A 14,405-nucleotide genomic window follows, 5' to 3' on the forward strand; every position below is an offset into this window, starting at 1 on the left:
AGTATACATAACCCATCTTGAATTATATAAACAATAACATACTATACAAGGTTTGCATGTGGATATCAAGAGGAAGGAATAAGAAAAATCCCGTTAAATAACGGGATTTTTCGACAAGTATTTTTATGTTCAATTAGTTTACAAGAAAAGAAGGATTACAATTCTTTGCTTAGCTGCTCAAAAGCTTTTTCTACGGCTTCTAACGTCACATGGATATCTTCTTCCGTATGTTCTGTTGTTAAGAACCAAGCCTCGTATTTCGAAGGAGCTAAATTAATACCTTGATGAAGCATGAGCTTGAAGAATTTTGCAAACAATTCACCGTCTGTATTTTCAGCCTGTTCATAGTTAGTGACTGTCTCTGTTGTGAAGTAAAGCGTTAGCGCACCTTTTAAACGGTTGATAGTAATTGGCATTTTATATGTACGAGCGTGTTTTAAAATACCTTCTTCAAGCATCGCACCAAGCTTGTCCATTTTGTCGTATACGCCTTCTTCTTTTAATACTTCTAAGCACGCAATTCCAGAAAGCATGGAAGCTGGATTTCCGGCCATTGTTCCAGCTTGGTAAGCGGGACCTAAAGGCGCAACTTTTTCCATGATTTCTTGTTTACCACCGTATGCTCCGATTGGAAGGCCTCCACCGATGATTTTTCCTAATGCTGTTAAGTCTGGCTTCACACCAAGTAAGTCTTGGGCACCACCATACATGAATCGGAAAGCGGTGATGACTTCATCATAAATAACAAGTGCACCTGCTGCGTGTGTTAGTTCATTTACCTGTTCTAAAAAGCCTGGATGCGGCTCGACAATTCCAAAATTCCCTACGATTGGTTCGACCAGGACACCAGCAATTTGGTCTCCCCACTTTTCTAAAGCTTCTTTAAATGGTTGAATATCGTTGAATGGAACGGTAATAACTTCTTTTGCAATACTTTTTGGTACGCCGGCTGAGTCTGGTGTGCCAAGCGTTGAAGGGCCAGATCCTGCTGCGACAAGCACAAGGTCTGAGTGTCCGTGGTAGCAACCAGCAAATTTAATGATTTTGTCACGACCTGTATATGCTCGCGCTACGCGAATTGTTGTCATGACAGCTTCTGTTCCAGAGTTGACAAAGCGAACTTTATCCATTGCAGGCATCGCTTCTTTTAACATTTTTGCAAATTTTACTTCATGAGCAGTTGGAGTACCGTATAATACGCCTGTTTCCGCTGCGTGTGTAATTGCCTTTGTGATGTGAGGGTGAGCATGACCCGTGATGATTGGTCCGTATGCTGCTAGATAATCAATATATTTATTTCCATCAACATCCCAAAAATAAGCGCCTTTTGCTTTTTCCATTGCAACTGGGGATCCGCCACCTACTGCTTTATATGAACGAGACGGACTGTTTACACCGCCGACAATATGTTGAAGTGCTTCTCCGTGAAGCTGTTCTGATTTCGTAAACTGCATAATATGCCTCCTAAAGTATAATTCCACGTTCTATTCTACCAAACTTATTTGTTTCTTGAAAAACATTGTAGAAGGTGTATGATAGAAAACTGTGCATGAACAATTTAAATAGTAGATAAAACTAGTTGAATAGATGGAGGAAACGAGATGACAAATGCAATTGAGGTAAAGGGGTTGCGAAAAGAATTTAAGGCCTATTCGAGTCGTTCAGGCTTAAAAGGTGCGTTTCGTGACTTGTTTACAAGAAATTATAAAGTATTAAAAGCTGTAAACGATATTTCGTTTACAGTCAAACAAGGTGAAATGGTTGGATATATTGGAGAAAACGGAGCAGGGAAATCGACGACCATTAAAATGCTGACGGGAATCTTAACACCAACTGGCGGTGAGATTCAAGTGAACGGAATGAATCCTCATAAAGAGCGTGAGCAGTTTACGCGTACCATTGGGGTAGTATTTGGTCAGCGTTCACAGCTTTGGTGGGATATTGCTGTTCAAGAATCGTTTCGTCTACTAAAAAAAGTATATAAAGTATCAGATGAAGATTATAACAACCATATGGAGCACGTGATTCGAACGCTGGATATTGGTCCATTATTAGATAAGCCTGTGAGAAAGCTATCTCTTGGTCAACGAATGCGATGTGAGTTAGCGGCAGCACTTATTCATAATCCACCGCTGCTTTTTTTAGATGAGCCAACCATTGGGCTAGATGTATTAGTGAAACTAAAAATTCGTCAGTTCCTAAAAGAAATTAACGAAAAATACAATACAACAATCTTATTAACAACGCATGATTTAGCTGACATTGAAGCCTTATGTGAGCGCGTCGTTATGTTGGATGAAGGAAACATTATTTATGATGGTTCGCTACAAAAGCTGCGTTCTAACTGGGGAGATATGAAACAGGTTATATTTGAATTTACAAAAGAACCACTTCAAGAACAGCTGCAATTAATTACACAGGGGTTACCTGTTACGTGGGTGAGGGGAGACCGCCTCAACAGCTGGGTTGCTAATCTTGAGAACAAAGGAGATAGCATGTCACAGCTAATTGCTAAAGTAGCAGCGAAATACGAAATTGCTGATTTAAGTATTCATGAAATTTCAACTGAAGAAGTTATTCGTAACATCTATGAAGAAGGTGTTGTGAATGGATAAATATATTGAAATGATACGCATTCGTTTCTTAATGATGCTTGCGTATCGAACGAATTACTACAGCGGTATATTAATCTATGCGATTAATATTGGAGCCTACTATTTCCTATGGTCTGCTATTTACGGAGGGAAAGAAAATATTCAAGGGCTATCAATGACGCAGATGACAACATATGTAGCTGTGTCCTGGATGGCGCGCGCCTTTTATTTCAACAACATTGATCGTGAGATGGCTATGGAAATTAAAGACGGGAAAGTGGCGGTTGAACTAATTAAGCCCTATAACTATCTTGGAATGAAAATGATGCAGGGGCTTGGAGAAGGGATTTTTAGACTGCTATTCTTCTCCATTCCAGGAATGGTGATTGTCTGGTTTTTATTCCCGATAGATTTATCAGGCCACGTACAGACATGGATTTATTTTAGTTTTTCAATTATCTTTAGCTTTATTGTTAATACTCAAATTAACTTATTAACGGGAATTACGACATTCTTCTTGTTTAATAATGATGGATTAATTCGTGCAAAGCGCGTTATCATAGATTTGTTTTCAGGGCTTTTATTACCAATTAGCTTTTATCCTCTTTGGGCACAAGATTTAATGGGGTATCTTCCTTTTCAAGCAATCAGCTATATTCCAAGCATGATCTTTACAGAAGGATTTACGGGAAGTGAAGTGGTAACTGCATTGGTGACACAGCTTATTTGGTCACTGCTTTTATTTATTCCTATCGTCTTTCTATGGAATGTTGCAAAGAAAAAGATGGTCATCCAAGGAGGGTAAGCAATGTTTTATTTTTCTATGTTCTTTCAATACATCAGTCAATATATAAAAACCAGACTTCAATACCGAGCTGATATGGTTGTTGAAGTTGTATCTGATTTACTATTTCAAGCAGTAAACCTAATTTTTATTTTAGTTGTATTTGGCCACACTCAATTTCTCAACGGTTGGTCACGAGAAGAAATCATTTTTATTTATGGATTCTTCCTAGTTCCTTTTGCAGTATTCTCTTCATTCTTTAACATTTGGGATTTTAATGAGCGCTATATTGTTAAAGGTGAAATGGATCGTATCTTAACAAGACCTATTCATAGCTTGTTTCAAGTGATTTTAGAAAGAATGGAATTAGAGTCTTTATTTGGAGCAATCACCGGGGTGGCAGTGATGATTTATGCTGGCTCCATTTTAGACCTTTTGTTTGCTTGGTATGACTTTTTCATCTTTATTCTATTTGTGCTCGGGGGAGCGTTGGTATATGCAGGTATCTTTATTGCACTCGCAAGCATAGGTTTTTGGTCAGATGCTCGTACGTCTATTATGCCAACGATGTATAACATTGGAAACTATGGACGCTATCCTGTTGATATTTATAACAACGTTATTCGTTATGTGCTAACATGGATTTTACCGTTTGCCTTTGTTGGAGTATATCCAGCTGCTTACTTCTTAGGAAGAGAAGAATGGTATGGCTATGCATTTTTAACTCCAGTTATGGGGGTTATCTTTTTTACTCTAGCTATTGTCTTATGGAATGTTGGTGTAAAAAGGTATCGAGGAGCAGGCAACTGATGCCTGCTTTTTTTATGCTATTGAACAGTAATGAGTAGGTAGGGGACAACGTATAGTAATACAAGAACTTTTTTACTTAAAGGAGTATCCGTATGACGGTTTCGTTGATTCTAGTCATTGTGTTTCTAATGGTAGGAAGCATGAAATTTTTGTTTGAAAAAGAGCTCGGTGAATTTCATTTCTTCTCACTTGGTCATTTTTTTGTTTTACTTTATTCATATTTAACGGTTTTGCTTGGCTTTAGCTTAATCTATACGGTTTGTGAAATGAGTAATATAGAAGTAATTAGTGGAGGATTTTATCATCAAGAACATTATTTTTATACACTGTTCAACAGCATGTATTTTAGTGCCATTACGCTATTCTCTGTAGGGTATGGAGATATGTATCCCGTTGGTATTGGAAAGATGTTTGCAACAATCGAAGCTCTCATTGGGTATATGATGCCAGCTGTTTTTGTGATTCGCACGGTAAGTCGAAATGAGAAAGTTTAAAAGTTGTCTTAAATCGCGAAATTGGTTACCCTATAACCATAGAGAACTGTATAAAAGGAGCGATATAAGATGACAGTAACAGTAGGTGAAGTAGCACCAGATTTTAAACTAGCAGCTAACAATGGAGAAGAGGTAGCTCTATCTGATTATAAAGGTCAAAATGTTGTTCTTTATTTTTATCCAAAAGATATGACGCCGGGCTGTACGACAGAAGCATGTGATTTCAGAGATGCTCATCAAGAATTTGCAGACTTAGATGCCGTTATCTTAGGCGTAAGTCCAGATCCAATTGATAAACATCAAAAATTTATTGATAAACACGGACTACCATTTTTACTATTAGCAGACGAAGATCATCAAGTTGCTGAAGCATATGGTGTATGGAAGTTAAAAAAGAACTTTGGAAAAGAGTATATGGGCATTGAGCGCTCGACGTTCATTATTAACAAAGACGGTGAAATTGCGAAAGAATATCGCAAAGTGCGTGTGAAAGATCACGTAGCAGAAGCTTTACGTTTTATTAAAGAAAATTTAGCATAATTAAGGCATTCGTCTATAACAAAATCTTTCGTTATGCGTATGATAACAATGTAGGGCATACCTCCTCAGGTGTTACGATATAAAGCGCGACTTAGATAGTCGCGTTTTTTTTGAATGAATAAAAAATCGTTTAAAAATAATATATAGTAGGAATTGTTAATGAGATTGACAAAGTGAAGCAGTAAGAGTTACACTAATTGTAAGAATTATAAAGTAAGAATGCTTATAGAAGAGAGGTGCATGACGTGTCAAAACATTTACAAGAAGCGCTTGAAATGCTGAAAGAAACTGGCGTTCGCATTACACCGCAACGTCATGCTATTTTAGAGTATTTAATCAATTCAATGACACATCCAACTGCTGATGATATTTATAAAGCATTGGAGGATAAATTTCCTAATATGAGTGTGGCAACCGTTTATAATAATCTACGCGTTTTTAAAGAAGTAGGAATTGTAAAAGAGCTAACTTACGGAGATGCTTCAAGTCGTTTTGATTATATTACGACCGAGCATTACCACGTAATATGCGAAAAGTGTGGAAAAATTGTTGACTTCCATTATCCAGGATTAGATGAAGTAGAAGCACTTGCAGCGCACATTACCGGGTTTGAGATTAGTCACCACCGTATGGAGATTTATGGTACTTGTCCGGATTGTACAACTAAAAAAGCACATTAAAAAGCTGATAGTTATGATATACTATCAGCTTTCTTTGTGTCTTTTCTATTATATTTCTCATCAAACTCTTTTCCATCAAGGGCTGGATCTAGAGTCAAAGGCTCATTGCAGTACATACATAAGTCTACTCGTCCAAGCATTTTCGTATGTTTATTACAGGTTGGGCATGTGACCTGTACAGCTTTAGTAGAAAGCATGCCAATCCAAAAGTAAACAACGGTACTAGCAATGATACATAGTAAACCCAATAGCATAAAAATGGTCATAAGCCACATGGAAGATTTAAAAAAGATTCCTCCATACATCACGATGAAGCCAATAAAAATTAAACTTAATGCAAATGTCCTGATCTTATTGATTTTACTTGAGTATTTAATTCCCATGAAAAATCTCCCTCCCACTTTATAAATATAGCATAATTGTAAGAAAAATAAGTCTTTTAGGTTGAATTAACTGATAGAACTGTTTAGGGAGTGAATAAAAGAGAGAATTTGTTATAATAAGCTGTGAGGAAGTCCGTCACGAACATTCACACTAAATGTGTTTCAATATAAAAGAAGATTAGACCAATATCTTTAATTATGATAGTGAGGAGCTTGCAGAATGGAAGATATTTTACGACCGCTATACCAAGAGCGAGCAAGTAAAAAAGAAACGTTAGGTATTTTATTAATAGAAAAAAGGAAAACAGATTCACCAGTTACAGATGACTTAGATGCCATACTATTTATTATCACAAGTAACAATGAGGTACCTGTGTTTGTGAAGCAGTATGAGTATAAAGAACAAAGAGCAGCTCTTTATATAGCTTCAGAACAGCAGATTAGCGAATGGATTATGATGGGTACCAACCGACGTACTGTTGATTGGGTGTTAAATGGAAAAGTACTGTTTGATCGTAATGAATACGTAGCAAATTTGAAAAAAAGACTACTGGATTTTCCGCGCGAAGATCGAGTGAAGAGGATAGGTATTGAATTTGCCAAGCTTATTCGCCGTTTTAAAGAAGGAAAAGACTTTTATACGTCAAATCATCATCTAGATGCATTCAATCATGTGGTTCATGCTTTACACCATTTAGCGCGTCTATCAGTACTAGAAAATGGGTTTTACCCAGAGGTTACTGTTTGGAATCAAGTGAAAAAAATTGAGCCATCTATTTATCGTTTATATGAAGAGCTTGTTGGCAGCCAAGAAGAGATAAACAAGAAGCTTGAGCTATTATTCTTAGCTAGTGAGCTTTATGTAAATAAAAAGGTTGATATAGGTTCTACACATCTATTAACAATTATGAGCGAAAAAGAAGAGTGGACGTTTAATGAACTCATTTCACATCAGCAAGTTAGCCCATATGCAATCGATTTAGGAATTTTGCTAGAATTCCTCATCCAAAAAGAGATTGTAGTAATTCATAAAGTGGAGACAAAAGGAAAGAGTTTATATCATCGTTACTACGCTATTAATAAGGGTTAATAAAGGAAAGATAAAAAAACAAATGTTTTTTTATCTTTTTTTAAAAAAGATGTTGACGTTCATGAAAATACATGTTAAATTTATATACGTCGCTGATGAGCGATACCAAGTTTATGAAAAACTTGAAAAATAATCTTAAAAAAGTTGTTGACAAAAAGTTAACTACTTGGTAAGATAAGAAAGTCGCTTAAGAGCGACGGTTGAACTTTGAAAACTGAACAAAGCGACAAACGTCAACGTTAATTTTTTAAAACTTTTATGAGCAAGTCAAACATTTCTTCGGAGAGTTTGATCCTGGCTCAGGATGAACGCTGGCGGCGTGCCTAATACATGCAAGTCGAGCGAACATCATAGAAGCTTGCTTCTATGATGTTAGCGGCGGACGGGTGAGTAACACGTGGGCAACCTGCCTGTAAGACTGGGATAACTCCGGGAAACCGGAGCTAATACCGGATAACATTTTCTCTTGCATAAGAGAAAATTGAAAGATGGTTTCGGCTATCGCTTACAGATGGGCCCGCGGTGCATTAGCTAGTTGGTGAGGTAACGGCTCACCAAGGCAACGATGCATAGCCGACCTGAGAGGGTGATCGGCCACACTGGGACTGAGACACGGCCCAGACTCCTACGGGAGGCAGCAGTAGGGAATCTTCCGCAATGGACGAAAGTCTGACGGAGCAACGCCGCGTGAGTGATGAAGGCTTTCGGGTCGTAAAACTCTGTTGTTAGGGAAGAACAAGTACAAGAGTAACTGCTTGTACCTTGACGGTACCTAACCAGAAAGCCACGGCTAACTACGTGCCAGCAGCCGCGGTAATACGTAGGTGGCAAGCGTTATCCGGAATTATTGGGCGTAAAGCGCGCGCAGGCGGTTTCTTAAGTCTGATGTGAAAGCCCACGGCTCAACCGTGGAGGGTCATTGGAAACTGGGGAACTTGAGTGCAGAAGAGAAAAGCGGAATTCCACGTGTAGCGGTGAAATGCGTAGAGATGTGGAGGAACACCAGTGGCGAAGGCGGCTTTTTGGTCTGTAACTGACGCTGAGGCGCGAAAGCGTGGGGAGCAAACAGGATTAGATACCCTGGTAGTCCACGCCGTAAACGATGAGTGCTAAGTGTTAGAGGGTTTCCGCCCTTTAGTGCTGCAGCTAACGCATTAAGCACTCCGCCTGGGGAGTACGGTCGCAAGACTGAAACTCAAAGGAATTGACGGGGGCCCGCACAAGCGGTGGAGCATGTGGTTTAATTCGAAGCAACGCGAAGAACCTTACCAGGTCTTGACATCCTCTGACAACTCTAGAGATAGAGCGTTCCCCTTCGGGGGACAGAGTGACAGGTGGTGCATGGTTGTCGTCAGCTCGTGTCGTGAGATGTTGGGTTAAGTCCCGCAACGAGCGCAACCCTTGATCTTAGTTGCCAGCATTTAGTTGGGCACTCTAAGGTGACTGCCGGTGACAAACCGGAGGAAGGTGGGGATGACGTCAAATCATCATGCCCCTTATGACCTGGGCTACACACGTGCTACAATGGATGGTACAAAGGGCTGCAAGACCGCGAGGTCAAGCCAATCCCATAAAACCATTCTCAGTTCGGATTGTAGGCTGCAACTCGCCTACATGAAGCTGGAATCGCTAGTAATCGCGGATCAGCATGCCGCGGTGAATACGTTCCCGGGCCTTGTACACACCGCCCGTCACACCACGAGAGTTTGTAACACCCGAAGTCGGTGGGGTAACCTTTATGGAGCCAGCCGCCTAAGGTGGGACAGATGATTGGGGTGAAGTCGTAACAAGGTAGCCGTATCGGAAGGTGCGGCTGGATCACCTCCTTTCTAAGGATTTTTACATGAAAAGCGAAGGCGATTGTTTAGTCATGAAAAGCGTTGGAGCTTTTGACAGGGAAACCGTTATTTGGTTTCGTTGACAAAAGTGAAACGATCGAATGACTAGGAGCCGTAGCTAGACAAGACGTACGTTTTGAAGCTTTGTTCAGTTTTGAGAGTTCAATCTCTCATTTAATAGAAAGTACATCACTTTCTTCTTATCTAATAAGAAGAATTTTGAGTGCGATTGTTCTTTGAAAACTAGATAACAGTAATAGCTGAGGAAAAGTGAAACTTTTCTTTAATCAAACCAATAAATAACGCAACGCAAGTTGCACCATTTATTCGCTAATGGTTAAGTTAGAAAGGGCGCACGGTGAATGCCTTGGCACTAGGAGCCGATGAAGGACGGGACTAACACCGATATGCTTCGGGGAGCTGTAAGTAAGCTTTGATCCGGAGATTTCCGAATGGGGAAACCCACTGTTCGTAATGGAGCAGTATCTTTATCTGAATACATAGGATATTGAAGGCAGACCCGGGGAACTGAAACATCTAAGTACCCGGAGGAAGAGAAAGCAAATGCGATTTCCTGAGTAGCGGCGAGCGAAACGGAATTAGCCCAAACCAAGAGGCTTGCCTCTTGGGGTTGTAGGACACTCTATACGGAGTTACAAAGGAACGAGGTAAATGAAGAGGTCTGGAAAGGCCCGTCAAAGAAGGTAACAACCCTGTAGTTGAAACTTCGTTCCCTCTTGAGTGGATCCTGAGTACGGCGGAACACGTGAAATTCCGTCGGAAGCTGGGAGGACCATCTCCCAAGGCTAAATACTCCCTAGTGACCGATAGTGAACCAGTACCGTGAGGGAAAGGTGAAAAGCACCCCGGAAGGGGAGTGAAAGAGAACCTGAAACCGTGTGCCTACAAGTAGTCAGAGCCCGTTAATGGGTGATGGCGTGCCTTTTGTAGAATGAACCGGCGAGTTACGATCCCATGCAAGGTTAAGTTGAAGAGACGGAGCCGTAGCGAAAGCGAGTCTGAATAGGGCGTTTAGTATGTGGTTGTAGACCCGAAACCAGGTGATCTACCCATGTCCAGGGTGAAGTTCAGGTAACACTGAATGGAGGCCCGAACCCACGCACGTTGAAAAGTGCGGGGATGAGGTGTGGGTAGCGGAGAAATTCCAATCGAACCTGGAGATAGCTGGTTCTCTCCGAAATAGCTTTAGGGCTAGCCTCACGTTGTGAGAGTCTTGGAGGTAGAGCACTGATTGGACTAGGGGCCCCCAACGGGTTACCGAATTCAGTCAAACTCCGAATGCCAAAGACTTATCCGTGGGAGTCAGACTGCGAGTGATAAGATCCGTAGTCAAAAGGGAAACAGCCCAGACCACCAGCTAAGGTCCCCAAGTATACGTTAAGTGGAAAAGGATGTGGAGTTGCTTAGACAACCAGGATGTTGGCTTAGAAGCAGCCACCATTTAAAGAGTGCGTAATAGCTCACTGGTCGAGTGACTCTGCGCCGAAAATGTACCGGGGCTAAACGTATCACCGAAGCTGTGGATTGACATCTTAGATGTCAGTGGTAGGAGAGCGTTCTAAGTGCTGCGAAGCTAGACCGTAAGGACTGGTGGAGCGCTTAGAAGTGAGAATGCCGGTATGAGTAGCGAAAGACAAGTGAGAATCTTGTCCACCGAATGCCTAAGGTTTCCTGAGGAAGGCTCGTCCGCTCAGGGTTAGTCGGGACCTAAGCCGAGGCTGAAAAGCGTAGGCGATGGCCAACAGGTTGATATTCCTGTACCACCTCCCCGCCGTTTGAGTAATGGGGGGACGCAGGAGGATAGAGTAAGCGCGCTGCTGGATATGCGCGTTCAAGCAGTTAGGCTGATGAGTAGGCAAATCCGCTCATCATAAGGCTGAGCTGTGATGACGAGGGAAATATAGTACCGAAGTTCTTGATTCCACACTGCCAAGAAAAGCCTCTAGCGAGGCGGGAGGTGCCCGTACCGCAAACCGACACAGGTAGGCGAGGAGAGAATCCTAAGGTGATCGAGAGAACTCTCGTTAAGGAACTCGGCAAAATGACCCCGTAACTTCGGGAGAAGGGGTGCTCTGGTAGGGTGTATAGCCCGAGAGAGCCGCAGTGAATAGGCCCAGGCGACTGTTTAGCAAAAACACAGGTCTCTGCGAAGCCGCAAGGCGAAGTATAGGGGCTGACGCCTGCCCGGTGCTGGAAGGTTAAGAGGAGGGGTTATCCTTTGGGAGAAGCTCTGAATCGAAGCCCCAGTAAACGGCGGCCGTAACTATAACGGTCCTAAGGTAGCGAAATTCCTTGTCGGGTAAGTTCCGACCCGCACGAAAGGCGTAACGATCTGGGCACTGTCTCAACGAGAGACTCGGTGAAATTATAGTACCTGTGAAGATGCAGGTTACCCGCGACAGGACGGAAAGACCCCGTGGAGCTTTACTGTAGCCTGATATTGAATTTTGGTACAGCTTGTACAGGATAGGTAGGAGCCTGAGAAGCCGGAGCGCTAGCTTCGGTGGAGGCGTCGGTGGGATACTACCCTGGTTGTATTGAAATTCTAACCCACAGCCCTGATCGGGCTGGGAGACAGTGTCAGGTGGGCAGTTTGACTGGGGCGGTCGCCTCCTAAAGAGTAACGGAGGCGCCCAAAGGTTCCCTCAGAATGGTTGGAAATCATTCGTAGAGTGTAAAGGCACAAGGGAGCTTGACTGCGAGACCTACAAGTCGAGCAGGGACGAAAGTCGGGCTTAGTGATCCGGTGGTTCCGCATGGAAGGGCCATCGCTCAACGGATAAAAGCTACCCCGGGGATAACAGGCTTATCTCCCCCAAGAGTCCACATCGACGGGGAGGTTTGGCACCTCGATGTCGGCTCATCGCATCCTGGGGCTGTAGTCGGTCCCAAGGGTTGGGCTGTTCGCCCATTAAAGCGGTACGCGAGCTGGGTTCAGAACGTCGTGAGACAGTTCGGTCCCTATCCGTCGTGGGCGTAGGAAATTTGAGAGGAGCTGTCCTTAGTACGAGAGGACCGGGATGGACACACCGCTGGTGTACCAGTTGTCTTGCCAAAGGCATCGCTGGGTAGCTATGTGTGGACGGGATAAGTGCTGAAAGCATCTAAGCATGAAGCCCCCCTCAAGATGAGATTTCCCATAGCGCAAGCTAGTAAGATCCCTGAAAGATGATCAGGTTGATAGGTCAGAGGTGGAAGCACGGCGACGTGTGTAGCTGACTGATACTAATCGATCGAGGACTTAACCAAATTAGAAAAGCGAAGGCGACTGTTGAATTGTGAAAGGCGTTGGAGCTTCTGATAGGGGAAACCGCTCTTTGGTTTCAATAACAGAAGTGAAACGACCGAACAATTAGGAGCTGTAGCTAGACAGTAAACTTAGTACTCAGCGAAAAATGTTATCTAGTTTTGAGAGAACAAGATAAAAAAGTCTTGCTTTTTTTCAAAGAAGTTGTATAATATAATATGTCTGGTGGCGATAGCAGAGAGGTCACACCCGTTCCCATGCCGAACACGGAAGTTAAGTTCTCTAGCGCCGATGGTAGTTGGGACTTTGTCCCTGTGAGAGTAGGACGTTGCCAGGCTTTATAAGATTCCACAGTAGCTCAGTGGTAGAGCAATCGGCTGTTAACCGATCGGTCGTAGGTTCGAGTCCTACCTGTGGAGCCATTTGGAGAGCTGTCCGAGTGGCCGAAGGAGCACGATTGGAAATCGTGTAGGCGGTTAACGCTGTCTCAAGGGTTCAAATCCCTTGCTCTCCGCCATTTATTTCTTAAATGGCCCGTTGGTCAAGTGGTTAAGACACCGCCCTTTCACGGCGGTAACACGGGTTCGAATCCCGTACGGGTCACCATAATTCTTATACATAGTTGGAGGATTAGCTCAGCTGGGAGAGCACCTGCCTTACAAGCAGGGGGTCGGCGGTTCGATCCCGTCATCCTCCACCATTTATGTTCTTATCATCGCGGGGTGGAGCAGTCTGGTAGCTCGTCGGGCTCATAACCCGAAGGTCGCAGGTTCAAATCCTGTCCCCGCAACCAAAGTGGTCCCGTGGTGTAGCGGTTAACATGCCTGCCTGTCACGCAGGAGATCGCGGGTTCGATTCCCGTCGGGACCGCCATTATAAGAAGGCTCGGTAGCTCAGTTGGTAGAGCAAAGGACTGAAAATCCTTGTGTCGGCGGTTCGATTCCGTCCCGAGCCACCATCTTATGAAAACACGCCGGTGTAGCTCAACTGGTAGAGCAACTGACTTGTAATCAGTAGGTTGGGGGTTCAAGTCCTCTTGCCGGCACCATGTTTTTCTGGAGGGGTAGCGAAGTGGCTAAACGCGGCGGACTGTAAATCCGCTCCTTCGGGTTCGGCAGTTCGAATCTGCCCCCCTCCACCATCTTATAGGGGTATAGTTTAAAGGTAGAACTACGGTCTCCAAAACCGTCAGTGTGGGTTCGATTCCTACTACCCCTGCCAATTAATACGGCGATTGTGGCGAAGTGGTTAACGCATCGGATTGTGGTTCCGACATTCGTGGGTTCGATTCCCATCAGTCGCCCCATTTTTATTGGGCTATAGCCAAGCGGTAAGGCAACGGACTTTGACTCCGTCATGCGTTGGTTCGAATCCAGCTAGCCCAGCCATACAATATGCGGAAGTAGTTCAGTGGTAGAACACCACCTTGCCAAGGTGGGGGTCGCGAGTTCGAACCTCGTCTTCCGCTCCATATTTTGAATAAAGTGGCGGCATAGCCAAGTGGTAAGGCAGAGGTCTGCAAAACCTTTATCACCGGTTCAAATCCGGTTGCCGCCTCCATTATTCACAATAAGTCCTGCCGGGGTGGTGGAATTGGCAGACACACAGGACTTAAAATCCTGCGGTAGGTGACTACCGTGCCGGTTCAAGTCCGGCCCTCGGCACCATTTATATTATTTCTGCCTTTTTTATTTTGCCAGTGTGGCGGAATTGGCAGACGCGCACGACTCAAAATCGTGTTCCTTCGGGAGTGTCGGTTCGACCCCGACCACTGGTATTAGTTTTACATAAAAGAACGTAATGTTAAGACTTCAACAAAGATGTTGAGGTCTTTTTTGTGTTTAGTCTTTTCAAAGCAACTGATTAAGTTTGAATTAAATAAAAATTGTAAATTAGTTAACAAAATGTAATTGATCTCTCTAGA

Annotated in this window: 9 protein-coding genes, 16 tRNA genes and 3 rRNA genes; 26 read left to right on the top strand and 2 right to left on the bottom strand. The window is 43.2% G+C overall.

Translation table 11 applies throughout. The features are described from left to right. Nucleotides 1–155 precede the first annotated feature (155 nt). Nucleotides 156–1,454: a glutamate-1-semialdehyde 2,1-aminomutase gene (locus LZP85_RS01250; RefSeq protein ID WP_061786175.1), complete on the bottom strand. Its 1,299-nt coding sequence runs from the start codon at nt 1,452–1,454 to the stop codon at nt 156–158. A gap of 147 nt (nt 1,455–1,601) precedes the next feature. Between LZP85_RS01250 and LZP85_RS01255 the strand changes: the two genes are divergently transcribed. The 6 genes from LZP85_RS01255 (at nt 1,602) to perR (ending at nt 5,902) form a co-directional block, all read left to right on the top strand. After that, entirely contained in the window at nt 1,602–2,615 is a 1,014-nt protein-coding gene (locus LZP85_RS01255) for an ABC transporter ATP-binding protein (protein ID WP_061786176.1), read from the top strand. Next, nucleotides 2,608–3,399: an ABC transporter permease gene (locus LZP85_RS01260; RefSeq protein WP_025909544.1), complete on the top strand. Its 792-nt coding sequence runs from the start codon at nt 2,608–2,610 to the stop codon at nt 3,397–3,399. Before LZP85_RS01255 ends, LZP85_RS01260 begins: the two co-directional genes overlap by 8 nt. A 3-nt stretch (nt 3,400–3,402) precedes the next feature. Further along, nucleotides 3,403–4,188 carry an ABC transporter permease gene (locus LZP85_RS01265; RefSeq protein ID WP_206782881.1) on the top strand — a complete coding sequence of 262 codons (786 nt, stop codon included), beginning with the start codon at nt 3,403–3,405 and terminating at the stop codon, nt 4,186–4,188. Nucleotides 4,189–4,280: 92 nt separating this feature from the next. After that, nucleotides 4,281–4,682, top strand: coding sequence for a potassium channel family protein (locus tag LZP85_RS01270; RefSeq protein ID WP_061786177.1), 402 nt, complete (start codon nt 4,281–4,283; stop codon nt 4,680–4,682). 69 nt (nt 4,683–4,751) lie between these two features. Beyond that, nucleotides 4,752–5,222 (top strand): thioredoxin-dependent thiol peroxidase, encoded by a 471-nt coding sequence (gene bcp / locus LZP85_RS01275; protein ID WP_025909547.1) that lies wholly within the window; start codon nt 4,752–4,754, stop codon nt 5,220–5,222. 275 nt (nt 5,223–5,497) lie between these two features. After that, the gene (gene perR / locus LZP85_RS01280; protein WP_061786178.1) at nt 5,498–5,902 is read left to right on the top strand and encodes a peroxide-responsive transcriptional repressor PerR; all 405 of its coding nucleotides are present in this window, start codon (nt 5,498–5,500) and stop codon (nt 5,900–5,902) included. Nucleotides 5,903–5,913: 11 nt separating this feature from the next. Here the strand turns inward: perR and LZP85_RS01285 are convergent, their stop codons facing one another. Next, complete coding sequence (locus tag LZP85_RS01285) at nt 5,914–6,285, bottom strand: YgzB family protein (RefSeq protein WP_025909549.1); 372 nt, start codon at nt 6,283–6,285, stop codon at nt 5,914–5,916. Nucleotides 6,286–6,505: 220 nt separating this feature from the next. On the opposite strand from LZP85_RS01285, the gene LZP85_RS01290 reads away from it, so the two are divergent. The 20 genes from LZP85_RS01290 (at nt 6,506) to LZP85_RS01385 (ending at nt 14,258) form a co-directional block, all read left to right on the top strand. Continuing rightward, nucleotides 6,506–7,375, top strand: a complete 870-nt coding sequence (locus LZP85_RS01290; protein WP_119542843.1) for a nucleotidyltransferase-like protein — start codon at nt 6,506–6,508, stop codon at nt 7,373–7,375. 276 nt (nt 7,376–7,651) lie between these two features. Continuing rightward, nucleotides 7,652–9,204: ribosomal RNA gene (locus LZP85_RS01295) — 16S ribosomal RNA — on the top strand. Between the two features lie 344 nt (nt 9,205–9,548). Further along, nucleotides 9,549–12,483, top strand: a 23S ribosomal RNA gene (locus tag LZP85_RS01300). A 219-nt stretch (nt 12,484–12,702) separates the two neighbouring features. Then, nucleotides 12,703–12,818: ribosomal RNA gene (rrf, locus tag LZP85_RS01305) — 5S ribosomal RNA — on the top strand. The 16S, 23S and 5S rRNA genes sit together here with 16 tRNA genes alongside, the layout of an rRNA operon. Before the next feature lie 10 nt (nt 12,819–12,828). Then, a tRNA-Asn gene (locus LZP85_RS01310) sits at nt 12,829–12,903 on the top strand. 3 nt (nt 12,904–12,906) lie between these two features. Then, nucleotides 12,907–12,998, top strand: a tRNA-Ser gene (locus LZP85_RS01315). A gap of 14 nt (nt 12,999–13,012) precedes the next feature. Then, nucleotides 13,013–13,087, top strand: a tRNA-Glu gene (locus LZP85_RS01320). Between the two features lie 18 nt (nt 13,088–13,105). Continuing rightward, nucleotides 13,106–13,181, top strand: a tRNA-Val gene (locus LZP85_RS01325). A 16-nt stretch (nt 13,182–13,197) separates the two neighbouring features. Further along, nucleotides 13,198–13,274: transfer RNA gene (locus tag LZP85_RS01330), tRNA-Met, on the top strand. Between the two features lie 4 nt (nt 13,275–13,278). Next, a tRNA-Asp gene (locus tag LZP85_RS01335) sits at nt 13,279–13,354 on the top strand. 9 nt (nt 13,355–13,363) lie between these two features. Beyond that, nucleotides 13,364–13,439, top strand: a tRNA-Phe gene (locus LZP85_RS01340). Nucleotides 13,440–13,453: 14 nt separating this feature from the next. Next, nucleotides 13,454–13,529 (top strand) — tRNA-Thr (locus tag LZP85_RS01345). A 9-nt stretch (nt 13,530–13,538) separates the two neighbouring features. Beyond that, nucleotides 13,539–13,622, top strand: a tRNA-Tyr gene (locus tag LZP85_RS01350). Nucleotides 13,623–13,628: 6 nt separating this feature from the next. Beyond that, nucleotides 13,629–13,702 (top strand) — tRNA-Trp (locus LZP85_RS01355). A gap of 9 nt (nt 13,703–13,711) precedes the next feature. Beyond that, nucleotides 13,712–13,787 (top strand) — tRNA-His (locus tag LZP85_RS01360). 7 nt (nt 13,788–13,794) lie between these two features. After that, nucleotides 13,795–13,869 (top strand) — tRNA-Gln (locus tag LZP85_RS01365). A gap of 8 nt (nt 13,870–13,877) precedes the next feature. Next, nucleotides 13,878–13,952 (top strand) — tRNA-Gly (locus LZP85_RS01370). 15 nt (nt 13,953–13,967) lie between these two features. Then, nucleotides 13,968–14,041: transfer RNA gene (locus LZP85_RS01375), tRNA-Cys, on the top strand. Nucleotides 14,042–14,059: 18 nt separating this feature from the next. Then, nucleotides 14,060–14,148, top strand: a tRNA-Leu gene (locus LZP85_RS01380). Between the two features lie 28 nt (nt 14,149–14,176). Beyond that, a tRNA-Leu gene (locus tag LZP85_RS01385) sits at nt 14,177–14,258 on the top strand. Nucleotides 14,259–14,405: the final 147 nt, after the last annotated feature.

The sequence above is a fragment of the Priestia flexa genome (assembly GCF_021441905.1).
Taxonomy (GTDB): Bacteria; Bacillota; Bacilli; order Bacillales; family Bacillaceae_H; genus Priestia; species Priestia flexa.